The 22324-nt window shown below is 51.1% G+C and carries 19 protein-coding genes; 6 read left to right on the top strand and 13 right to left on the bottom strand.

Annotation, left to right across the window (positions count from 1 at the left end; all coding sequences use genetic code 11):
• Positions 1–80: 80 nt before the first annotated feature.
• Positions 81–989, top strand: a complete 909-nt coding sequence (locus ABU190_RS12120; RefSeq protein ID WP_354691434.1) for a LysR family transcriptional regulator — start codon at positions 81–83, stop codon at positions 987–989.
• A 155-nt stretch (positions 990–1144) separates the two neighbouring features.
• Here the strand turns inward: ABU190_RS12120 and ABU190_RS12115 are convergent, their stop codons facing one another.
• On the bottom strand, positions 1145–1603 hold the full coding sequence (locus tag ABU190_RS12115) for a helix-turn-helix domain-containing protein (protein ID WP_354691433.1): 459 nt from the start codon (positions 1601–1603) through the stop codon (positions 1145–1147).
• A gap of 61 nt (positions 1604–1664) precedes the next feature.
• Between ABU190_RS12115 and ABU190_RS12110 the strand changes: the two genes are divergently transcribed.
• Positions 1665–1901: a tautomerase family protein gene (locus ABU190_RS12110; protein ID WP_354691432.1), complete on the top strand. Its 237-nt coding sequence runs from the start codon at positions 1665–1667 to the stop codon at positions 1899–1901.
• A 156-nt stretch (positions 1902–2057) separates the two neighbouring features.
• Here ABU190_RS12110 and ABU190_RS12105 read toward each other — a convergent pair whose 3' ends face one another.
• Complete coding sequence (locus ABU190_RS12105; RefSeq protein ID WP_354691431.1) at positions 2058–3764, bottom strand: penicillin-binding transpeptidase domain-containing protein; 1707 nt, start codon at positions 3762–3764, stop codon at positions 2058–2060.
• 496 nt (positions 3765–4260) lie between these two features.
• Positions 4261–5334, bottom strand: coding sequence for a LacI family DNA-binding transcriptional regulator (locus tag ABU190_RS12100; protein WP_354691430.1), 1074 nt, complete (start codon positions 5332–5334; stop codon positions 4261–4263).
• A 268-nt stretch (positions 5335–5602) separates the two neighbouring features.
• Between ABU190_RS12100 and ABU190_RS12095 the strand changes: the two genes are divergently transcribed.
• Complete coding sequence (locus ABU190_RS12095) at positions 5603–6868, top strand: maltoporin (RefSeq protein WP_039078793.1); 1266 nt, start codon at positions 5603–5605, stop codon at positions 6866–6868.
• Positions 6869–7114: 246 nt separating this feature from the next.
• On the opposite strand, the gene ABU190_RS12090 is transcribed toward ABU190_RS12095, so the two are convergent.
• The 6 genes from ABU190_RS12090 to ABU190_RS12065 all read right to left on the bottom strand — a co-directional run bounded on the left by ABU190_RS12090 (position 7115) and on the right by ABU190_RS12065 (position 14257).
• Positions 7115–7435 (bottom strand): PTS transporter subunit EIIB, encoded by a 321-nt coding sequence (locus tag ABU190_RS12090; protein ID WP_354691483.1) that lies wholly within the window; start codon positions 7433–7435, stop codon positions 7115–7117.
• Between the two features lie 67 nt (positions 7436–7502).
• On the bottom strand, positions 7503–9560 hold the full coding sequence (locus ABU190_RS12085; protein WP_354691429.1) for a beta-galactosidase: 2058 nt from the start codon (positions 9558–9560) through the stop codon (positions 7503–7505).
• 31 nt (positions 9561–9591) lie between these two features.
• On the bottom strand, positions 9592–10791 hold the full coding sequence (locus ABU190_RS12080) for an arabinogalactan endo-beta-1,4-galactanase (RefSeq protein ID WP_354035928.1): 1200 nt from the start codon (positions 10789–10791) through the stop codon (positions 9592–9594).
• A gap of 4 nt (positions 10792–10795) precedes the next feature.
• Positions 10796–11647, bottom strand: coding sequence for a sugar ABC transporter permease (locus tag ABU190_RS12075; RefSeq protein WP_039078789.1), 852 nt, complete (start codon positions 11645–11647; stop codon positions 10796–10798).
• A 10-nt stretch (positions 11648–11657) separates the two neighbouring features.
• The gene (locus ABU190_RS12070; RefSeq protein ID WP_039078788.1) at positions 11658–12965 is read right to left on the bottom strand and encodes a sugar ABC transporter permease; all 1308 of its coding nucleotides are present in this window, start codon (positions 12963–12965) and stop codon (positions 11658–11660) included.
• Positions 12966–13021: 56 nt separating this feature from the next.
• Positions 13022–14257: an extracellular solute-binding protein gene (locus tag ABU190_RS12065; protein ID WP_354691428.1), complete on the bottom strand. Its 1236-nt coding sequence runs from the start codon at positions 14255–14257 to the stop codon at positions 13022–13024.
• Positions 14258–14610: 353 nt separating this feature from the next.
• Between ABU190_RS12065 and ugpC the strand changes: the two genes are divergently transcribed.
• The 3 genes from ugpC to galK all read left to right on the top strand — a co-directional run bounded on the left by ugpC (position 14611) and on the right by galK (position 17983).
• The gene (gene ugpC / locus ABU190_RS12060) at positions 14611–15720 is read left to right on the top strand and encodes a sn-glycerol-3-phosphate ABC transporter ATP-binding protein UgpC (protein ID WP_354691427.1); all 1110 of its coding nucleotides are present in this window, start codon (positions 14611–14613) and stop codon (positions 15718–15720) included.
• A gap of 65 nt (positions 15721–15785) precedes the next feature.
• Complete coding sequence (gene galT / locus ABU190_RS12055) at positions 15786–16832, top strand: galactose-1-phosphate uridylyltransferase (protein ID WP_354691426.1); 1047 nt, start codon at positions 15786–15788, stop codon at positions 16830–16832.
• Positions 16833–16834: 2 nt separating this feature from the next.
• Positions 16835–17983 (top strand): galactokinase, encoded by a 1149-nt coding sequence (gene galK / locus ABU190_RS12050; RefSeq protein WP_354691425.1) that lies wholly within the window; start codon positions 16835–16837, stop codon positions 17981–17983.
• Positions 17984–18142: 159 nt separating this feature from the next.
• Here galK and ABU190_RS12045 read toward each other — a convergent pair whose 3' ends face one another.
• The 4 genes from ABU190_RS12045 to ABU190_RS12030 form a co-directional block, all read right to left on the bottom strand.
• On the bottom strand, positions 18143–18679 hold the full coding sequence (locus ABU190_RS12045; RefSeq protein WP_354691424.1) for a GNAT family N-acetyltransferase: 537 nt from the start codon (positions 18677–18679) through the stop codon (positions 18143–18145).
• Positions 18680–18870: 191 nt separating this feature from the next.
• Complete coding sequence (locus ABU190_RS12040) at positions 18871–19794, bottom strand: DMT family transporter (protein WP_354691423.1); 924 nt, start codon at positions 19792–19794, stop codon at positions 18871–18873.
• A 60-nt stretch (positions 19795–19854) separates the two neighbouring features.
• Positions 19855–20874, bottom strand: coding sequence for an iron-containing redox enzyme family protein (locus ABU190_RS12035; RefSeq protein WP_354691482.1), 1020 nt, complete (start codon positions 20872–20874; stop codon positions 19855–19857).
• A 666-nt stretch (positions 20875–21540) separates the two neighbouring features.
• On the bottom strand, positions 21541–22278 hold the full coding sequence (locus ABU190_RS12030) for an ankyrin repeat domain-containing protein (protein WP_354691422.1): 738 nt from the start codon (positions 22276–22278) through the stop codon (positions 21541–21543).
• Positions 22279–22324 lie beyond the last annotated feature (46 nt).

Genomic DNA, 22324 nt, shown 5'->3' with positions numbered 1-22324 from the left:
CGGATGTCTGCTTGACATCGTAGTGCCTGTGCGAGCTAAATGTAATTGCATAACATCAGACAGCAGGTATGCATTTTTGTATGAAGCTAAATATTCCATGGGAATGGTATCGAACCTTCCTGGCGGTGATGAAAGAAGGCTCCCTCTCGGGGGCAGCGCGCATGCTTTCCATCACCCAGCCCACGGCGGGGCGTCACATAGCGGCACTGGAATCCGCCCTTGGTCTGGTTTTGTTTACACGTTCGCAAACGGGTCTACAACCCACGGATGCGGCAGCCGCGCTGCAAGGCCATGCGCAAGCGATGGAAAACACCGCCAGTATGATTGCGCGTTCGGCTGCCAGCTTCAGTGCCCACTCCGCCGGCTTACATGGCGTGGTTCGCGTTTCGGCGAGCGAAATCATCGGCACTGAGGTGCTACCACCCCTGATTGCGCGAATTAAAGAAGATTATCCGCAACTTACCGTTGAACTGGTGCTGTCTAACCGAATGCAGGATTTATTGAACCGGGAAGCGGATATTGCGGTACGCATGAGCACACCGGTGCAGGAACAACTGATTGCGCGTCGGTTAGGCAGTATTGAAATTGGTCTGCATGCCTCGCCGTCCTATCTGGCACGCCACGCCGCACCGGAGAGTATTGACGCGTTGTTCACCCATACGCTTGTGGGCTTTGATAAAACGACGCCCTTTATTTTACAGGCACTAAAACATTTTCCTCAGTTAAATCGTGAACGCTTTACCGTGCGCACTGACAATGATGTGGCGCAACTGAACCTTATCCGCGCCGGTGCGGGTATAGGCATGTGTCAGGTTCAACTGGCCGATTTCCCTGTTCCGTTAAAGAGAGTGATGCCTGATTTCTTTGCGTTTCATCTTGATTCCTGGCTGGTGATGCATGAGGACTTGCGCCATAGCAAGGCCTGTAAAACAGTGTTCGATATTCTCGCAGAAGGCTTACAGGCTTATATCAATCATGTGAGGACATGAAGACGGCCACGTTAGCGTCAGCAGATGACGGAATCTCGGCTTCTCGCGCCTGGTAGCCCCTCCGCCAGGCTTTTCTGAGCAGTCCCTGAGATGGAAGTAAAATGTGAGTTTTTAATTCACCCTCAAAAACCGCGGCAACAACGTTAACAGGCAAATTAACGTTTTAAAGGCACTATCTGCAGATTTTTAGCCTCAACGACATCACCTTTTGTTGACACGAAGGCACTGTGTACGACATCCCCCGTACGTTTATCCACTAAGGAAATATGTGGCTCATCATGCAATATATTTTTATGCCCCCACTCCATCAGGGAAATAAGCAGCGGTGCCAGCGATCGGCTTTTGGGTGTGAGAACATATTCATAGCGTTCACGTGTCCCTTCTTCCTGATAAGGGATTTTGCAAAGCAGACCGAGTTCAGTCATTTTTTTTAATCGGTTTGCCAGTGTCTGTTTTGCAATTTTTGTATGTGCGCGCATCGTTTCAAAGCGCGTCACCCCGTAAAAAGCCTCTCTTAGAATTAACAAAACCCATTGATCGCCAAGGAGTTCTGCTGCCGCAGCAAGCCCGCAAAGTTCAGGTAACAGGTACGGTAATGAATTATCTTTTGACATGTGTAGATTTGCCTCTTAACCTAAGTATGATTTTAAGACCTAGCTAATTAAGGAGAATACAATGCCCTTCGTAAATGTGCAAACCATCAAAGGGATTTTGAGCCCGGAGCAAAAAAATGAACTTCTACGTCGCATGACTGACCTTATTGTTGAAATTGAGGGAAAAGGCGATCCTGAGTTTCGGCGTTCGGTATGGGTCCGAATTGACGAGCATGAACCGGAACAGTGGAATCTTGGGGGAATACAACCCACATCGGAAATGATTGCTGCAAAATTTGGTTCACCGCAGCGGTCATAGTGATAAGTAAAAGCCGGCAGGCTTCATGCCTGCCGATAGTCACTTCCCGGTGTAATTCTCTTTGCGCATGACACCCGCATCATTGAATTGCAGGTGTAAAAAGACAGCGCTGTGTCAGAAGCAAGCTTGTGACTCCTGTAAGGCAATCCGGATATGTTATTTTATGCAATCCGGTTGGGCATTCAGATGCGGAAGAACAGACTTTAAAATATTACCGAATACGGGAGCGGCAACCGCCCCACCATAATGCGACCCGGCGGTAGGATTATTGATTAAAACCACTAAAGCGACCAACGGATGTGTTGCAGGAGCAACGCCAGCCATGTAGTTAATATATCCGGCATTGTATTTACCCTCTTTACCTAATTTCTCCGCTGTTCCCGTTTTGGTCGCGAGGCAGTATCCCGGCACCGCCGCTTTTACACCTGTTCCTCCAGGCAGGACATCACTTTCCATCATATGAAGGACAGTCTGGGTCAGACCAGGATCGGCCACACGCGTTCCTTCAACGGGAGGTGTAACTTTCGTGATAGATAAATTCTTGTATATTCCCTGATCGCCTAATGTGGCATAGGCTCTCGCAATCTGAAGTGGGGTTACCCGTAGACCATAACCAAATGAAAAAGTCGCACGCTCAATGTCGCTCCATGAGCGCCGATGGAGGGGGAAATAGCCTATGCTTTCTCCCGGTAAACCCAATCCGGTCGCTTTTCCGAGGCCAAAGCTATTGTACATCCTGACAAGTACCGCAGCCGGCATAGCAAGAGCAATGTGGGAAACACCGATATCGCTCGATTTTTGCAAAATCCCGGTGATTGAGAGTTTATCCCATCGCCCTACATCACGGATCAGGTGCCCATTTACACGGTAAGGAGTGGTAACTAATAATGAATCTGGCTTAATAATGTTATTCTCAAGACCAGCCAGAATCACAAAAGGTTTGACTGTCGAACCGGGTTCGAAACTGTCATTAACTGAAATATTTCGCATTTCCGAGGGTGTCACATCAGATAAATTATTGGGGTTAAAGGACGGGTATGACACCATAGCCAGTATTTCGCCGGTATCTATTCTGACAAGAACAGCGGCCCCTGAATCTGCTTTATTCTGCAATACACCCATTTTTAATGCATTATAGGCAGAGAATTGATCATAACTGTCTATGCTCAGTTGTACCTTCGGAGCCTGCTGAGGTTCTGTATACTGGCTAACGGATACTGGATGGCCAAAAGAGTCCAGGCGTACATTTTTTTTCCCCGACACACCTTGCAGGATTTTATTATAGCTATTCTCTAATCCCGTTAAACCGTAATTTCCAGAACCAACAAACCCAATCAGCGAAGCCGCTGTCTCACGTTGCGGATAAAACCGCCTTTCAGCAAATTGCTCACTTATCCCTGGCAGATGAAGGTTTGTAATGGCGGTTGCCGTTTGAAAATCAATACCCCGTTTAATTAACAGAAACTTTTTGTCCGGGTGCATTGTGATAGTTCGTTGTAAATTTTCAGGTGAAGTATCAATAAGAGATGACAGTTCCTGCCATTCCGGATTATTCATATTTTCTGATAGTTTAATAATTTTTACCGGGTCGGCAACGATATCTCTGGTGGGTACACTGACTGCCAGAGGATTACCATCGCGATCGGTAATAGTCCCGCGAACTGTTGCAATAGTGACAGTTCGTAAAGAACGCATGTCTGCCTGATGTTCAAGCATGTCACGGTTTATTATTTGAATATCTGCGAGCCTTATGATTAAAAGTAAAAGGCAGAGGAAGATACAAAGATACAGTATTTTTATTCTGAATGGGTTATAGTGTTTCTGAGTGTTTCCGTTTGTTTCTTTTCTCGGTAATCCATGCATTTATTTATGCCGTTCTTTCATCATAAACTGTTAATGTATCATTTAACATTTAAACAATAATTAAATAGCCATGTGAAATCATCGTCTCCACTCACTGGCCCATTAAAAAACTTGACTGTGAGTTTGAACAACTGACTTTATTTTTTAATCAAATGCAGGGTTTCAAAAAACAGATTTTGTATTTCATGTGTAAAAGAACGCATGGTTAAATATGGTGAAAAGTTTTTGCAGCCAGGCTCGGGTTACTTTTTATCCGCAATTTTACATTCCTGAATGAATATATTTAAAAGTGCCCTACCTGGAATGTAATCCAGGGCTCATTATCGAGCGGTTAGCGAGGTAAGATAAAACAATAACAGCACGGACAGCCAACGCTTCTCTAAGGCAATAAACAGAGCGTTTTGCGAATCCATAGCGTATTAGCACTGTTCAAATGGATTCAGCAAAACGCGGCGGGCTTTTGCTATGGAACGCCTCAGCGTCAGACGCCTGAACGTTACTTCCACAACTTATGCGCAATTTCCTGCAATTGCTGGGCGATATCCTGCAGGTTAATCCCCTGCTCCTGCACTGCCCCGGTGGAGTGGCGGACGATAAGCTTTGCTGGCAACACAGACGAACTGCGCGCTGAATCGCCGTGGCCGCTATCAAGCAGACGACGCACCGCTTCCTTGCCCTGCAAATCGAGATCCAGCGAAACGGTGGTCAACGCCGGATGGAAGAACGAACTTTCGTAGGTCCCGTCATACCCCACGACTGATTTCTCCCCCGGAATGGCGACCTGATGCTGATGGAATGCGCTCAGCACGCCGAGCGCCATCTGATCGTTCCCCACCAGCACGGCGGTGAAATTCGGTGTTTCACGTAACATCTGTAACGCGCCCGCGTAACCGCTTTGCGCATCCCAGGAGCCATGAAAAACAGTCACCGGTTTCAGGCCATAACTGTTAAGCGTATCGATCCAACTTTTGAGCCGCAGATTGGCTGACACGGAGGTTTCCGGCCCGGCCAGTAGCGCAATCTCCCGATGACCCAGTTCATAAAGGTGTTTGACGCTGGCACGGGTGCCGTCAGCCGGGTTAAACGAAACGTTAAACACGGAACTGTAGGGATCGACATCGAGGAACAGGCAAACGATGTCATCGTTGTCAGCCGCGATGCGCTGGGCCTCTTCGGTTTCCAGCGGCACGTTGATAATCACTTTATCTACCAGTTGTGATTTGAGTTCGTTGATGGCGGATTGAATGTCTTGATTGACGTTCTCATCGATCATTGAAATCAACACCTGGTAGCCATCGAGATTGGCGTAGCGTTTCACCGCCGCCGCCACCTGCGAAGGGGCATGGAGTGCCAGAGAGGTGGTCACCAGACCGACGGTCTGGCTTTGCTTACCCACTAACTGCTGCGCAAGCCGGTTCGGTACATAACGCAATAACTCTATGGATTTCTCCACTTTTAAACGCGTGGTTTCGGATACATTGGCAGATTTGTTGAGTACCCTGGACACGGTCTGGTAGGAGACACCCGCATGACGGGCTACGTCTTCCAGCGTTGCACTTTTAGACTTCATGGTCCGGTTCCTTATGTTGTTATACGCCAAGTGTAACAGGGGCGGCCTGAAAAAACGCTCACCACGCATCCCCTCGCCTCATTTTAACAAAATAAGTATGACGCTCACAACCTCCAACATTGTGAACAGATTCGCTAACGGTAACAAAAAACGCTGATTTATTTGCAGTTAATCACATATTCACAATCGTTAGTTTGCCTGTTTTTACATTTAGGCATTTTATGACACTGTTTATGTGAACGTAATACAAAACAATAAGAGGAATGATATGAACACTACGCTACGCACGCTCTCTCTTGCGTTAGCCACTGCGCTGACTTCAACATCTTTGCTGGCTGCGACATCTGTCCCTATCGACTTTCACGGTTACCTGCGCGGCGGTGTAGGCGTGTCCGGCGATGGCGGACAGGTTGAGTGGCAAAAGAACAAACTGGGTCGTCTGGGTAACGAAACCGATACCTACGGTGAGCTGGAACTGGGTTCAGAAGTCTATAAAAAAGATGACGTGAGTTTTTACCTCGACAGTATGGTCAGCATGGTTTCCGACGGTTCTAACGACAACGAAACCACCATTGGCGACGATGCGCAATTCGGCTTGCGCCAGTTGAACCTGCAAATTAAAGGGCTTATCCCCAACGATCCCAATGCGGTCATCTGGGGCGGTAAGCGTTACTACCAGCGTCACGACCTGCACATCATCGATACCAAGTACTGGAACATCTCCGGTTCCGGCGCGGGGATTGAAAACTACAGCGTCGGGCCGGGTGCGGTCTCGGTAGCCTGGATCCGGGGTGATGCCAATGACGTTGATTACCGCGTCGATAATGACAATGACGTCAATATCAACTATATCGACGTTCGCTATGCGGGCTGGAAGCCGTGGTCAGGCGCCTGGACCGAGTTCGGCATTGACTACGCGATGCCAAATCCGACGAAAAAGCAGAAAGAGTACGGTGGCTTATACGAAGCGGATGACGGTGTGATGGTGACCGGCGAAATCAGTCAGGATATGTTTGGCGGCTACAACAAACTGGTGCTGCAATATGCCAACAAAGGGCTGGCGCAGAACATGGTATCGCAGGGCGGCGGCTGGTATGACATGTGGCATTATGTGAACGACGCCAGTGGTTACCGTGTGATCAACACCGGGCTCATTCCGATTACCAGTAAGTTCTCGCTGAACCACGTGCTGACCTACGGCTCTGCTAACGACATTACGGAATATACCGACAAAACCCGTCTGGTTTCACTGGTGGGCCGCGCGCAGTATCAGATGACCAACTACGTGCGCCTGATCGGTGAAGTTGGTGGCTTCTACCAGAAAGATGACTACAAAAACGGTACCCACTACAAACAGAGCGGCGAAAAATACACCTTCGCGGTGGGTCTGGCAGATGGACCGGAATTTATGTCACGCCCTGAGCTACGTGTCTTTGCTTCCTATTTAAATGATTCAGAAAATGGCAAATCATTTGAAGATGGCACCAAAAATAACACCTGGAACTTTGGCGTACAGGTTGAAGCCTGGTGGTAAATAAACATTGTCACTCCCGTTATCGCTTAATTGGCCACATCTGTTAATACCGGTTGCTTACATGTATAAGCCCGTGGTTATGTCCAGTGCTGCCGTCGCGATATAACGCGAGATGATTTTGTTTATTAATGCATTACCCTCGTTATTTATCTCCGAGAACTGCCGGGTTATTACCTGACAGTATTTATATTGCCTTGGCTTTTCTTTTTTGTATTTCGGGATACCCTCACGGGTATCCCTTTTTATTTATGTGCGGGAAAAGAAATGTTCATCCAGTAATTTTCGCAGCGCATCTGACTGTTTGCCAAATATCGCATGGACTTGCTGACCGAGAATAATCACCCCCAGCGCCCCTTCATGTTGCAGCCCCTGCGGATCCACAACGGACAGATCTTTCACTGTCACCCGTAAACGGGTCAGACAGGCATCTACGGTCTCAATGTTCTCCGCACCGCCAAATGCCTTTGCCAGCCGCTGGATCAATTGCAGCTCAGCTTCGCTGATGGGCACTGCCGCGGTATTTTTCGGTTCAGAGAAGTAGTGCAGGAAAGATTTAAGACTCACCATCATCGACTCCTGATTTTCAACAGATAAAAAAAAGCCTGCCCGAATGGGCAGGCGTATAAGTCAGACATTACGCCTGACGGCGAACAACACGGCAATCCCACGGCGTCAGCACCAGCGAACCACTGACGGACGCGGCGGACAGGCAGTCCTGATAGCCCTGTGGCAGGGTGATCGTCTGCTGCTGGGCGCTAAAGTTCTGAATAAAAACAAACGTGCTTTCCCCGTCGGTACGCGCCGTTGCCACACCCCCCGGCGGGAAATCCTGCTCAACGGCACGCGGCAAGGCCAGTTCATCAATAAGGCTGGCAAAGAAATCGCGCTGGAACGCCAGGTCGTTGCGTGAAGCAACGTGCCATGCTTTACCCTTGCCAAATTGATTGACCGTCACCGCCGGGCGGCCGGCATAGAAGTCATCCCGATAAGTAGCCAGCGGTTTGGCGCTCTCGGCATGAATCAGTTCACACAGATGGCGCACCTGATACGGCCCCTGTAATCCGGCATCGTTCCCTGCCAGCCCCTGCACCAGATTGCGCTCATTGTCGTCCAGGCAGTCGATCTCCTCGGCCCAGACGCCAATCAATTTGCGCAGCGGGCCTGGGAAACCACCGAGATAACAGAGGTCGCTCTCATTCACCACGCCGGTCCAGTAAGAGGTAACCAGATGCCCGCCCGCCGCGACAAATGCTTCGGCGCGCTGCGCAAACCCCTCACGAACCATGTAAAGCATGGGCGCGATCACCAGTTGATAACGGCTGAGATCCGCATCGGCGTTAATGACATCTACCGCAATGCCTTTTTCCCAGAACGGGCGGTAGTGTTCATTTACTGTTTTTTCATACTCCATGCCTTTATTGCGCGGCCCCTGGGCATCGTCCAGCGCCCAGCGGTTTTGCTGGTCAAAGATGACCGCCACACGCGCATCGGTGCGACATCCCATCACCGGGGTGAGTTTTTCAAGCATGTTGCCCAGCGCGCACACTTCACGCCCGACACGGGTATCAAGGTGACCAACATGATCGATGATCGCACCATGGAACTTCTCTACCGAACCGCGGCTTTTACGCCACTGGAAGTACTGCACCGAATCCGCGCCGTGCGCCACCGCCTGCAACGAGGATAAGATATGCATCCCCGGCTTTTTCACTTTGCTGGTTGGCTGCCAGTTGGTGACGCTCGGCGTTGACTCCATCAACACAAACGGCTTGCCTCCTTTTAGCGAGCGCATCATGTCGTGGTACATCGCGGTGTAACAGGCGAGCTGCGTCTCATCTTTGTCCCGGTGCCACATGGGGTAGCTGTCCCAGGAGATAAAATCGATCGCTGGCGCAAGCTGCCAGTAGTCGTAATCGTAGAAATACTCCATAAAGTTGGTGGTCACCGGAAGTTGCGCATTCGCCGCTTTCAACGGGGCAATTTCATGGCGGCAGAAATCAGTGACCTGCGCGGTGTTAAAACGTCGCCAGTCCAGATTCAGCCCATGGATGGACACTTCGCCCTGCGGCGACGGCGACTGAATTTGCGACCAGTCGGAATAGGTGTGGCTCCAGAAATCGCTCCACCAGGCGTGGTTAAGGTTTTCCAGCGTCTGGTAACGCGCTTTCAGCCAGTCACGGAATTTTTGCTGGCACAAATCGCAGTGACATTCACCGCCGTACTCGTTGGAAATATGCCAGCCGAGTACCGCTGGATGCTGCGCATAGCGCTCTGCTAGCAGCGTATTGATTTTGAGCGTTTTCTCCCGGTAGACCGGAGAGGTCATGCAGTGATTATGCCGCCCGCCGTGCAGTGCCGGGACGCGATCGCGCCCGACGCGCAGCACTTCCGGGTATTTCTGCGACATCCAGGCAGGCCGGGCGCCGCTCGGTGTGGCGAGGAAAATATGAATTCCCGCCGCATATAACTTCTCAATAACCGAATCCAGCCAGCCGAAATTAAATTCCCCTTCCCGAGGCTCCAGTTTTGACCAGCTAAATATCCCGACCGACATGACATTGCATTTTGCTTGTTTCATCATGGCAATATCGTCATCGATAATACCGGGGTAATTCTCCCATTGCTCCGGGTTATAGTCCGCGCCATGCAATAGCGAGACAACCTTCGGGCTTAAAGGCGCAAATTTATTCATATTAAAGGTCCTGAAATTTACAACACCAGAGTTAATTAAATACTTTTACCGAAGGCAGCACTTTTCCCTGACAATCAAATAATGCCTGGTTTTCCCGTGCATTTCCCTCTTTCCATTTGTCGTTGATATAGTTCATTCCCGCCTGCGTCGCCCAGGTATTTCCGGGGACCGCAATCCAGGTCGGCTCCCAATAAAAAATACCCTTGCCGCGATGGCCCTGAACATTGATAACCGACTGCATTAAATCGTGGATATAGTCATATTGCCCCTGCACGGTGCCGGGGTAGCCGCCCGCTTTCTCTTCTTTTTCCTGGAAGCTATTTTCGGCGTTATCGCAGTTGGCCAGCGTATAGGCGTAAGCCGCTTCCACCACAATCACATCTTTGTTGTAGCGTTTGCTGATGTCGTCCATATTGGCCTGCAATGCGCTGATCGGCCCGTTCCAGTAGGTGTACATCGACAGGCCAATCACATCGAACGACACATTGCGTTTCGTGATTTCATCAAACCACCAGCGGAAGGTATCGTTTTTGGTGCCTTCGGCCAGGTGCAGCATAATCTTCACCTGTTCACCGTTTTTCAGATTCTCCTTGAGCCCGTCAATGGCGGAATTAAGTAGCCCTGCCAGCCGGTCAAACTCACCGCCGCCCTGCCCCCAGCTTTTGCCTTCCGGCCAGAGGATACCGGAGTTAATTTCATTGCCGATTTGCACCATATCCGGCAACACGCCCTCCTGTTTAAAGCGGGCAATGGTGTCGCGGGTATAGTCATGGATCGCGGTTTTTAGCTGCGGATAATCCATTTTTTCCCAGGCTTTCGGTTTGAATTGTTTGCCGGGATCGGTCCAGAAATCACTGTAGTGGAAATCGAGCAGCAACTTCATGCCCTGTGCTTTCGCGCGTTTTGCCAGCGCGAGCGTGGTCGCCAAATCGTTATCGCCCCCGCCGTATGCCTGGCCTTTAGCGTCCTTCGGATCGACCCACAAACGCAGGCGCACATAGTTCACGCCATTGGCTTTCAGGATAGCGAGCGCATCCTGCGGCTGATTCTTGTCGTTATAAAACTTCGCCCCGTGCTTTTCGGCGTCCAGCAGCGTTGAGATATCCGCCCCTTTGATAAAATCGGCGGGCATGCCGCTAAACGGGCGCGTCTTTAACGCGTCGGCGGCAAACGAACTGGCGGACAAACTACAGAGACAAACAGCAAGCAGAGCGGGTGTGAATCTTTTCATGTGGTTATCCTTTAGTGCTGCCGGAGGTCAGGCCGGAGACGAAGTATTTTTGTAAGGCAAGGTAGAGAATGGCCACCGGCACGGCGATCAACACCGCGCCCGCCGCATAGGTGGTGTAACTGGCACCCATTTTTTGTGCCACCAGGTTGTACAGACCAATCGGCAGCGTGTATTTGTCCGGGGTGCGTAAAATGGTGCTGGAGAGAATGAAATCCCCCAGCGGCCCGGTGAAGGAGAACAGCGCCACGACCGCCACAATCGGCTTTGACAGCGGCATGATTATCTCGATAAAGATGCGGAAGTTGCTGGCCCCGTCCATGCGGGCCGATTCGTCCAGATCGCGCGGAATGGCATCAAGATAGCCCTTCATCAGATAAGTATTCATCGGGATCATCCCGGCAACGTAGATCAGCACCAACGCCATATGACTGTTAATCAGCCCCAGCAGTTGCGACAGCACAAAGATGGCGATGAGCGCAGAGAACTGCGGGATCATCTGCAACAGCAAAAACAGCATCAGGCCATTCTGACGCCCTTTAAAACGAAAGCGCGAAAAGGCGTACGCGGTAAAGCTGACACTGATTAAGGTCAATATCATCGTCAGCAGGCTGATCTTCATTGAATTCCAGTACCAGGTCAGGTAGTTCACCTGGCCGTTAAACAGATCGGCATAGTGCTGGAACGAGAGGTTCTCCGGGATTATCGATGTGCTGAGCAGGCTGTTACCGGCGTTCAGCGAGGCACCGACCGTCCACACCAGCGGATAGATAATGACAAGCGATACCAGCACAATAACCAGCCAGGAGAGCGACAGGCGGATCCACTTTTCGCGGCGGATACTTTGTGATTTAGCCATTTTTCTTCCCTTATGCCATGTCGTCGTTTTTAAAGGATTTGGTGGCACGGAACTGCCACAACGCCAGGCCGACGACAAAAATCGACAGCAAAATGGTGATGGTCGCGGCAATCGCATACTGCGATGAGGACATCGTCAGCTTGTAGATCCACGACACCAGGATATCGGTGCCCCCGGCGTTTGCCCCTGCCACCGCCGGGCCGCCGTTGTTAAACAGGTAGATAATGTTGAAATTATTAAAGTTAAAGGTGTACTGGGTGATGATGATTGGCGCGATCGAATAGAGCACCAGCGGCAGCGTAATCGTGCGTAACCGGGTCCAGGTGCTGGCGCCGTCCATCTTCGCCGCCTCGTACAGATCGTCAGGAATGGCCTGCAATACCCCGGTGGTCATGGCAAAGACAAACGGAAAACCGAGCCAGGTTTGCATCATGATCAGCGCCGTCTTCGTCCAGAAGGGATCGGTAAGCCACGCTTTCGGCGCAATACCAAAGAAAGCCAGAATAGCGTTGTTAATCACGCCAAAGGAGTCGTTGAACATCCCGGCAAAGACCAGAATGGTGACAAAACCCGGCACCGCCCACGGCAGAATAAAAATGGTGCGCACCAGGGGCTTAAACCGCAGATCTTTCTGATTGACCAGAATCGCCAGCAGTACGCCAACGGTACATTGCAGAGTGGTTGCCAGCAGCGTCCAGACCACCGTCCACTGCAACACATCAAGAAACGTCGAGCGCCAGATCGAGAGGGTAAAGATATTGACGAAATTCTTTAATCCCACCCAGTCCACCAGTTTGGCGGGCGGCGTGTGGTAGAGGTTGTAATTGGTAAAGGCAATGGAGAAGCCGAACAGAATCGGGAAAATCACCACAAACACCAGCAGAATAAAGCCGGGGGTGATCATCAGATAGGGAAACCCATCGCTGAGCAGCATTTGATACTGCTTGCGCACGCTGTTAAGCGGCTTACCTTCATCGCGCTTTTTACCGTTAATCCATGCATCGCGCAGCGACAGATACCAGACCATCACGCCAAAGGCGATGATCAACAGGCTGATGATCCCTTCCGCCAGTAAAAAGATGGAGTTATCGCGCGGCACCTCTTCGCCAAGAGTATATAGCCCCCAGAGTCCTTCGCGCAGAAAATCATAGAAAATGCCGGTAAAACTGCTCAACAGTACAAGGAAGATAAGGCCTTTTAACCACTGACGGTGATAGAACTGACCAAAGCCCGGCACGATGGCCAGCAGCAGCCCGCACCATGCATGACGGCCTGCACCTTGCGTTTTGGCAAAATTCTCGCTGGGACTGATAATCACGTACGACTCCTTTTCGACAACGGGAGGTTGCCCTCCCGTTCTGCTACAACAAGCGGTTACTGGTTACTGGCCTGCATGGCTTCAACTTGCATATGGATCTGTTTGGTGGCGGCATCGAGGGCGGCCTGCGGCTCCTGCTTGCCGGTCAGGCTCAGCTCCAGCGCCGCGTTTGCCGGCCCCCAGACTTCGCCCATCTCCGGGATGCCCGGCATGGCCGTTGCACGCGCGGCCTGCACCGCGACCGCACTGGCTTTCTCGTCGTTTTTGATCATCGGATCGTCAATCATCGCTTTCTGCGCCGGGATCTCGCGGGTAGCGATATAGCGCGTTTTCACGTACTGCGGCTGGTTGATAAATTCGAGAAATTGCTGCGCCAGTTGCTTATCTTTGCTCCAGGTGGAGACCACATAGCCTTTCACGCCCAGGAAGGAGCTCATGGGTTTGCCATCCGGCAGATTTGGCAGCGGCACCACGCCGTAGTTAACGCCAGCGGCCTCATACGGCTGGAAAGCCCACGGGCCGTTAATCACCGCCGCAGCCTTTTTCTCGGTAAACAGTGAATCAATGGCGTTCAGCCCGTTATCACCGAGGATCCCCGATGGGAAGACCCCTTCGCTGTAGAATTTTTTCAGGAAAGTGACCGCTTCCACCGCGCCGGGTTTATTCAGACCGATATCTTTCGGGTTGAAGCCGCCCTTGTCGTTTTTCCCGAACAGGTAGCCGCCCATCGGACCGATAGCGCCCCAGCTGTAATAGATTTGGTCAAACTTGGCCAACAGACCGTATTTGTTCTGCTCACGCTGTTTCTTCGAGTAGTCGAGCCACTCCGGCAGGCTTTGCAGCGGTTTGTCGATCAGGTCTTTGTTGTAAATCAGCACCAGCGTTTCGACCGCTTTCGGTACGCCATACAGCGTGTTGTCCAGACGGAAGGCGTTGATGGAAGCCGGGGTAAAGGCGTCAACCTTTTCTTTGTCCAGATTCAGGGGGGCCAGCAGCCCTTGCACAACCGCGCCACCCAATTGATCATTGGGGATGACCAGCACATCCGGCCCGATGCCCGCCGGGCCATCCAGGCGTAATTTTTCCAGTTGCTGCGCGTAGGGCATCTCCTGAACATTCACTTTAACGTCGTACTTTTGCTCAAAGTCTTTGACGGCGTCCTGGATACCAACGGACTTTTTAATGTCTTCCCAGACGTTAAGCTGTTTTGTTGCCGCATGCGCCGACAGGCTAATAAACTGGCCGGCAGACAGTGCAGAGAGGATCAGTGCGGTAAGTGTTCTCTTTTTCATTATCACCCTCATGTCAAGGTATAACATTTTAGTGGTTTTCATGGTGTGACACCCGATGAGACAACGTTAAAATCACCTGATATCACTGGGGTTAAAACGTATTCATGCGCTCAATTCGATTTGTTATACGTTACGCTTGAGTGGCTCACAAAACGAGAATTAACTGTCAGTTGTGTGACAGACACAACAGAAATGGAAATTCGATATAGGGCGCTAAAACACTGGAAGTTATAGTCTGAGCATGAATTTTCGCGGTTGAGCAAGCCTGTCGCCTGATTGTTATACGTAAAACAAAAGCATTCGACAACGCGCTTATCGCTGCACATAACGGCTACTAATTTCGGGGAACGTTGATGTCCAATATACGACTGAGGAATGTCACCAAGCGCTTTGGCGACACGGTGACGCTGAACAATGTGAATCTGTCGATTGAAGACGGTGAGTTTGCCGTGTTTGTCGGCCCTTCCGGCTGCGGGAAATCGACCATGCTGCGCATGATTGCTGGCCTGGAAGAGGTCAGCGAAGGGGAAGTCCTGATTGGCGACGAGGTGATGAACGATGTCGCCCCCGCCCATCGCGGCGTGTCGATGGTATTCCAGTCTTACGCGCTCTATCCACATATGACCGTGGCGGAAAACATGGGTTACGGCCTGAAGGTCAATAAAGTCCCGAAGGAGGAAATTCGCCGTCAGGTGGAGATGGTCGCCACAACCTTACAACTCAGCCATCTGCTGGACAGAAAACCGAAACAGCTCTCCGGCGGTCAACGCCAGCGCGTGGCGATTGGTCGCGCGATTGTGCGCAACCCGCGCGTGTTTATGTTTGATGAACCGCTCTCTAACCTCGATGCCGAGCTGCGCGTCGAGATGCGTCTGCATATCGCCCGCCTGCATCAGGAGCTGAAAACCACCATGGTGTATGTCACCCACGATCAGGTAGAAGCGATGACGCTGGCCGATAAAATCGTGGTGATGAATTACGGCAATATTGAGCAGATGGGCTCGCCAATGGCGCTCTATTACAACCCGAAAAACCGCTTTGTCGCCGGGTTTATCGGCTCGCCGAAAATGAATTTCCTGCCTTCGACAGTACAAGCGTGGCAACCGGGCGAGCTGACGGTGACGCTCGCTCAGGGGCACACATTAACGCTGGCAATCACTACGTCGCCTCTTGAACCTGGCGCGGAAGTCACGCTGGGGATCCGCCCGGAACATCTCTCTACGGATGTCACGCGCGGCACGCAACTGGAGTTCCAGTGCGAAGTGGTGGAGCGACTTGGCAACAATACCTATCTCTTCGGCCAGTGCTATGGTCACGACAACATTAAAATCCTCCTCCCCGGCGATGTGCACTTCCGCCCATGGCAAAAAATCACACTCGCGTTTGACAGCCAGCACTGCATGATTTTTGACAGTGACGGACTGCGTGTCAGCAAAGATATTGCCCTGCCAAACCATGAATAAACACACGGCAACATCCGCACAGCCGGTTACCCCTCATCTGAGGGGGCTTTTAAACAAGGTCAATCATGATGCAATTTAATCCGGTCGATCATCCGCATCGCCGTTACAACCCGCTGACCGATCAATGGGTTCTGGTGTCGCCACACCGCGCCAAACGCCCCTGGCAGGGGGCGCAGGAAACCCCGGCGAAACAGACCCTGCCGGCCCACGATCCCGACTGCTTTTTGTGTCCGGGGAACACGCGCGTCACCGGCGATAAAAACCCCGATTACCCCGGCACCTATGTCTTCACCAATGACTTTGCGGCACTGATGACCGACACGCCGGATGCGCCGCAAAGCAGCGATCCGCTGATGCGCAGCCAGAGCGCGCGCGGCACCAGCCGCGTTATCTGCTTCTCGCCGGATCACAGCAAAACGCTGCCGGAGCTGAGCCTGAGCGCGCTGGAAGCGGTGGTGAAAACCTGGCAGGAACAGACCGCCGATCTGGGCCGCACTTACCCGTGGGTTCAGGTTTTTGAGAACAAAGGCGCGGCAATGGGCTGCTCGAACCCGCACCCGCATGGTCAGGTGTGGGCCAACAGCTTTCTGCCCAATGAAGCCGAACGCGAAGACCGTCTGCAGAACGCCTATTTCCGCCAGTACGGCTCCCCCATGCTGGTGGATTACGCTGAACGCGAGCGCCAGGACGGCAGCCGCACCGTCGTTGAAACCGAACACTGGCTGGCGGTGGTGCCCTACTGGGCGGCCTGGCCGTTTGAAACGCTGCTATTACCCAAAGCGCATATCCTGCGGATCACCGACTTAACCGACGCACAGCGTGGCGACCTGGCGCTGGCCCTTAAGCAACTGACCAGCCGCTACGATAACCTGTTTCAGTGCTCCTTCCCCTACTCGATGGGCTGGCACGGGGCGCCCTTCACCCGGCAGGATCAGAGCCACTGGCAGTTGCACGCGCATTTTTACCCGCCGTTATTACGCTCCGCCACGGTACGTAAGTTTATGGTCGGTTATGAAATGCTGGCTGAGACGCAGCGTGACCTGACGGCAGAACAGGCGGCCGAACGTCTGCGCGCGGTCAGCGATATTCATTTCCGCGAATCCGGAGTTTAACCATGAGTCTGAAAGAGAAAACACAGTCCCTGTTTGCTGAAAAATTTGGCTACCCTGCCACCCATACCATCCAGGCGCCGGGGCGCGTAAACCTGATCGGCGAACATACCGATTATAACGACGGGTTTGTGCTGCCCTGTGCCATCGATTACCAGACCGTGATCAGTTGTTCACCGCGTCAGGATCGTACCGTGCGCGTTATCGCCGCCGATTACGACAACCAGCAGGATGAATTCTCACTCGATGCCCCCATTGTGACCCACCCTTCACAGCAGTGGTCAGACTATGTGCGTGGCGTGGTGAAACATCTGCAAAAACGTGACAACAGCTTTGGCGGCGCGGATCTGGTGATCAGCGGTAACGTGCCACAGGGCGCGGGCCTGAGCTCGTCCGCCTCACTGGAAGTGGCAGTCGGCACCGTGTTTCAGCAGTTGTACCACCTGCCACTGGACGGTACGCAAATCGCCCTGAACGGCCAGGAAGCGGAAAACCAGTTTGTCGGCTGTAACTGCGGCATTATGGACCAGCTCATCTCGGCGCTGGGTAAAAAAGGCAGCGCGCTGCTGATCGACTGCCGCTCGCTGGGCAGCAGGGCGGTCTCCATGCCGGAGGGCGTCTCCATCGTCATCATTAACAGTAACTTCAAACGCACCCTGGTGGGCAGCGAGTACAACACCCGTCGCGAGCAGTGCGAAACCGGCGCGCGTTTCTTCCAGCAAAAAGCGCTGCGTGACGTGAATATCGATCAGTTCAACGCCGTCGCGCACGAACTAGATCCGGTGGTTGCCCGCCGCGTCCGCCATGTGCTGACCGAGAATGCGCGTACCGTGGAAGCCGCCAGCGCGCTGGAAAAAGGCGACCTGCAGCGTATGGGCGTCCTGATGGCGGAATCCCATGCCTCCATGCGTGATGATTTCGAAATCACCGTACCGCACATCGACACTCTGGTGGAGATCGTGAAAAACACCATCCGCGATAAAGGCGGCGTGCGCATGACCGGCGGCGGATTTGGCGGCTGCGTGGTCGCGCTGGTGCCGGAAGCGCTGGTGCCTGCGGTGAAAGAGGCCGTTGCGGCACAGTACGAAGCTAAAACCGGCATTAAAGAAACCGTCTATGTCTGTAAGCCTTTGGCGGGCGCAGGACTGGCTTAAAAACGCGCAGCGAAAGGATTGGTATCTTTTGATACGTACAAGCGTATTCAGGGAGATATGCAATCATCATCTTTGCAGCCTTTCGGGAAGTATTCCCGGAAGGCATTCCTCAGGCGTCGTCGGCCCCCGCGTCACACTCTAAGCAGGCGTTAATCCAGACTATTTTGAATTACTCAGCCATTCATCCACGGTGAGTGAAAACAGAAGGCTTGGCGGCGCATCGTTAACATCATAAATGTCTTTGATATAGCGTAGCCCTGCTTTCTCGAGCACCTTGCGCGACGCCAGATGGTTTTGTCTTACGACAGCGGAAATCTCGGTGAACGTGATATTTTCAAATCCGTATCTCAGCGCATAGGTTGCAAATTCTGTGGCCAGGCCTTTTCCCCATGCGTCAGTTGAGAATCGATAGCCCAGGTTATTAATCATAATATCGTCGTAACTTCGAATGCTCAGCCCGCCAAAACCAATGATTGTTTCAGGATGATCGCGCAGTGATATTGCCCAGTTTCCGAACCCGTGAGTGTGCCAATGGTCGAGCCAGCGAATGAGCACCGCTTTTGCATAGTCAATGTCCGGGTATGGCCCGGCGGGGTTAAATATATTCGTCGCCGGATCACCATAAATCCTGAACAGATCGGCGACATCTGATGCCAGGACAGGACGAAGGGATAAGCGGGATGTTTCAACGTGCACATTAGACTCCTGAGATATCACTGCGAGTACTCTGACTTAGGGATCTCTGATTTAAGCACACTTTTGTTTTGACGTTATCGCATTGATGCGGGGCTGGATATGTTCGCAATTCGCTCATAGCAGACCAGACCGCGCTTCGGCCTGTCTGCTTCGTGCCAGGACGTGCCCGGCATATCGGTGGCGCTGCAATCTTATGAGCGCTCACTCTGTTGTTCGGGGCGGTTATTGACGGAATGTCGGGACGAACAGCAGACGATACCGGAGACAATCAGAACCAGTGTGACGATATGGTAGCTGTGTAGTTCATTACCCAGAAACACGACGCCCATAATACCGCCGGAGACAGGGATAAGATGGGTGTAAATCTCACTTCGGGTAGTACCAATCAGCGATACGCCTTTATTCCAGAACACATACGACAGCCATGACGGGAAGATAATCAGATAAAGGATACCGATGAGAACAGAGGGTGACACACTATAAATAACGCCCCGATACGCCTCTGCAAACGCGGCATGGAGAATAAACATCGGTACGAGTATTAAAGTGCCCAACAGGGAACTGAAAGCGACAAAGGATGTATTTGTTACCGTGGTGTCTTTAAAACGCAGAAATGCGCAGTAAAACGCCCAGCTCAACGCGGAAATAATGGTCAGCACATCCCCCAGGCCAAAAGCCTGCATCCGCCCGTTACCGCTGGCACTGGAAAATGCGAGGTACAGCACCCCCGCCGTACTGGCCACGACACCCGCAATATTGCGCGCTGATATGTATTCACGGAAAAGAAAATGGTTAATAAGCAGAACGAGGCAGGGTGTGCTGGAAATATAGATAGCTGCGTTAAGGGAAGTTGTGTACTGAAGGCCTATGTATAAACTGAGCGGGAAACAGACCTGCCCCAGGAAAGAGAGGAGAATGTTTATGCGAATATGCTTTCGCATCGAGGCGAAATCGACGCGGAATCGCTTCCAGTAAAACGAAAGCATCAGCAGGGTTGTCCCTCCCCAGCGGATCAGACTCAGCCCGTAGGGGTCAACGTACTGAACCAGTATATGCCCCACAACATAGTTTCCACCCCAGAAAATGGCGGCCAGCGCCAGCAGTAAGTAAGCCACACATCCACTCCTGTTTAGCATAATCAAAAACCCGGAGATCCCTCCGGGCCGATATCATCATCAGAGTTGCATCAATTTCTGCATCAGTTGATCGTAATAGCGCTCCGCGGTCCGTAGCCTCAGTAAACAACCGAGATAGAACTCCCGGCGGGTCTCAGGGTACTTCCCGGCAATCACATCAATGACGTTATAAAGCCAGTCATCACCGTGTTTGATATCAATGGTGATGTGTTCCGTATAATATTTCACATCACGATCGATAAGGCCCAGACGCAGACATCCATTTACCAGTTTTTCATACTGGGGCGGATCCAGCACCTCCGTCATAGCCATTACCCCAAGCAGTTTGTAATAGTGGCTGCGGTTAACAGAACCGATCATGAAGGCATTGTGTCCGGCCAGTGCTTCTGCCCCGTACATGTCGATATAATGGTTTTCTGGCAGTTTTATATCCTGCCGCGCCAGCACATCCTTATAGAGATTGACATGCGTAAACACATTGTCACCATGCCCTATTTCATCCCACAGGTTTTCACTGATAGTACCGCGGGTTTCCGGCTGGGAGCCAATCAGCGTATAGGCAACCAGATCAAAGAAAATCAAATTGAGTGCGCTGTCGCTTTTGAAGAAATAATAGAGTTGCTCCGTTGAAGCATCCTTTTCCAGAAACTCAAAAAGGGGATGATGCGAGGCATTATGTGCATGCCACACCGTTTTTAAAAAATCACCATAATGCGGGGCTGAATTTACCTCTTCGGGTAGAGAAAGTTGCCCGAACTCATGTTCCAGCCATTCATTCTCGATGGTTCTTTTAATTTCCAGCAGCGCCGGGTCGTACTGCCGGGATGCAGGGGCGGAGAGCGGATGAGCCAGAACACTCTGGTAAATAATAAAAAGGGCATGCTGGGCAATTTTCTGGTCCGCAACTGCACCCTGATGATAGGCCCGGTGCGTTATGTCACGCAGTTTTTCGCTATCTGGTGTTTTATTCGTTTCACCATTGATATAGCTGAGCAGGCTCTGCGTGAAACCATACATATCTTCTTTAAAAGCCGGTTCGATCCTACGGATATTAAACATGCTGATTTCCTTTGTTATTAGGCGCACTAATTTTGTGGTTATCAGCGAAATGAATTTTGTGACGCAGATCACATTAAAAAGCATATATTTTAACAATAAAAGCCTTTTAGGTTGCCACTTATCTGGTATTGTTTTTAATGAAAAATTCAGCAAATAATAATATTCTTGTCACCAGGTGGCAGAGCCATTGTTTTATGATGCTTATAATTTATCGCTAAAGGCAGAATAAAATAACCGCTTAAAGCTCGAAGGGAATTTCACAATTTGATGAGCCAAATTTTGATTGTAATTAATGGCAAAATAACAACATCAGCACTACGTTATTCAATTCCGATCGTAAAAGAACGACTATGCTAAATAGACAGATGATTTCAAGCACATCACTTTATGCTGGCCGCTTCGCGCCAAAACGGATATAAAATTTCTGCTGTACAGAATGAAGCAGAAGCCTGCTTTAGCGGCCATCAGCAAATTTCTGTCATCTGCGAAAGTGACTGTTCTATCACCTGAAACGAACCATGTTCTTCAATTTGTTCAGACAATTCAGAGCCGCGCGCATTATCCCTTAACTGGCATTTCCCGGACACGGCCTGAGTTCATGTGGCGCAGGCTCTGTCCTTTAAGTTCCAGAGCCTTATATAGCCTCTTAACACGCTTTCCAATACATCATTGAGACATGCTGTCTATTTTTTCTTTTAATTTCACCACATGATCATAGTACTCAGTACCTTGCTTAACCTGTTGAAGGTTCCTGTCCAGCATCTGACTGAAAGAACGGCCTTGCTTATTTACTGGATTAGGGTTCGCACCATGCTCAAGTAAGAAATAGACCTTATCAAAATCAGTGCGGAAAAAAGCGTCAACAAGTGGCGTCTCACCCAGGGTATCCCGCGTATTTATATCGGCTCCCCGTTCAATCAAAAGCGCAAGCGTGGCTGTATTTTTTGCACTTAGCGCTGAAAAGATAAGAGGAACATTGAGTAATTTATCCCGGGAATTAGGATCAAGTCCGCCGTCGAGAAGCGCTTTAAGCCATATATCTTTATCACCCATTGCCATCATTTGAGCCGGTGTGCCGCGTGCATTCGGTTGTGCTTGTTGGGGATCCGCACCTGCGCGTACAAGTTCCGTGACAATATCTAACCTTTTTTGAGGATTGCCGTTATACATAACCTCATTCAGAGCAAAAAGCAGCAGTGTAAAATGCTCGTTTCCCGGTGTGTTCAGATCGGTTGTTTTTGACAGACGGATAACAGATTCACTATCTGCCGCCTGGATAGCCTTAGCCAGAACAAGCTGAGGACCGGTGAAATATTTTTCAGGTTCTATCTTTTTCATATCATTGCACGCCGATAACAGCACACACAGAAAAGAAAGCATAATTACGGATACACGTTTTTTCATGCTAACCCCTACTATGCTCATAACAGACCTGACAATTCTCCAGTCT

It is taken from the genome of Phytobacter sp. RSE-02, assembly GCF_040578655.1.
Lineage (GTDB): Bacteria > Pseudomonadota > Gammaproteobacteria > Enterobacterales > Enterobacteriaceae > Phytobacter > Phytobacter diazotrophicus.
The sequence above is the reverse complement of the archived record's forward strand: the minus strand, read 5'-3'. Positions and strand labels throughout refer to the sequence as shown.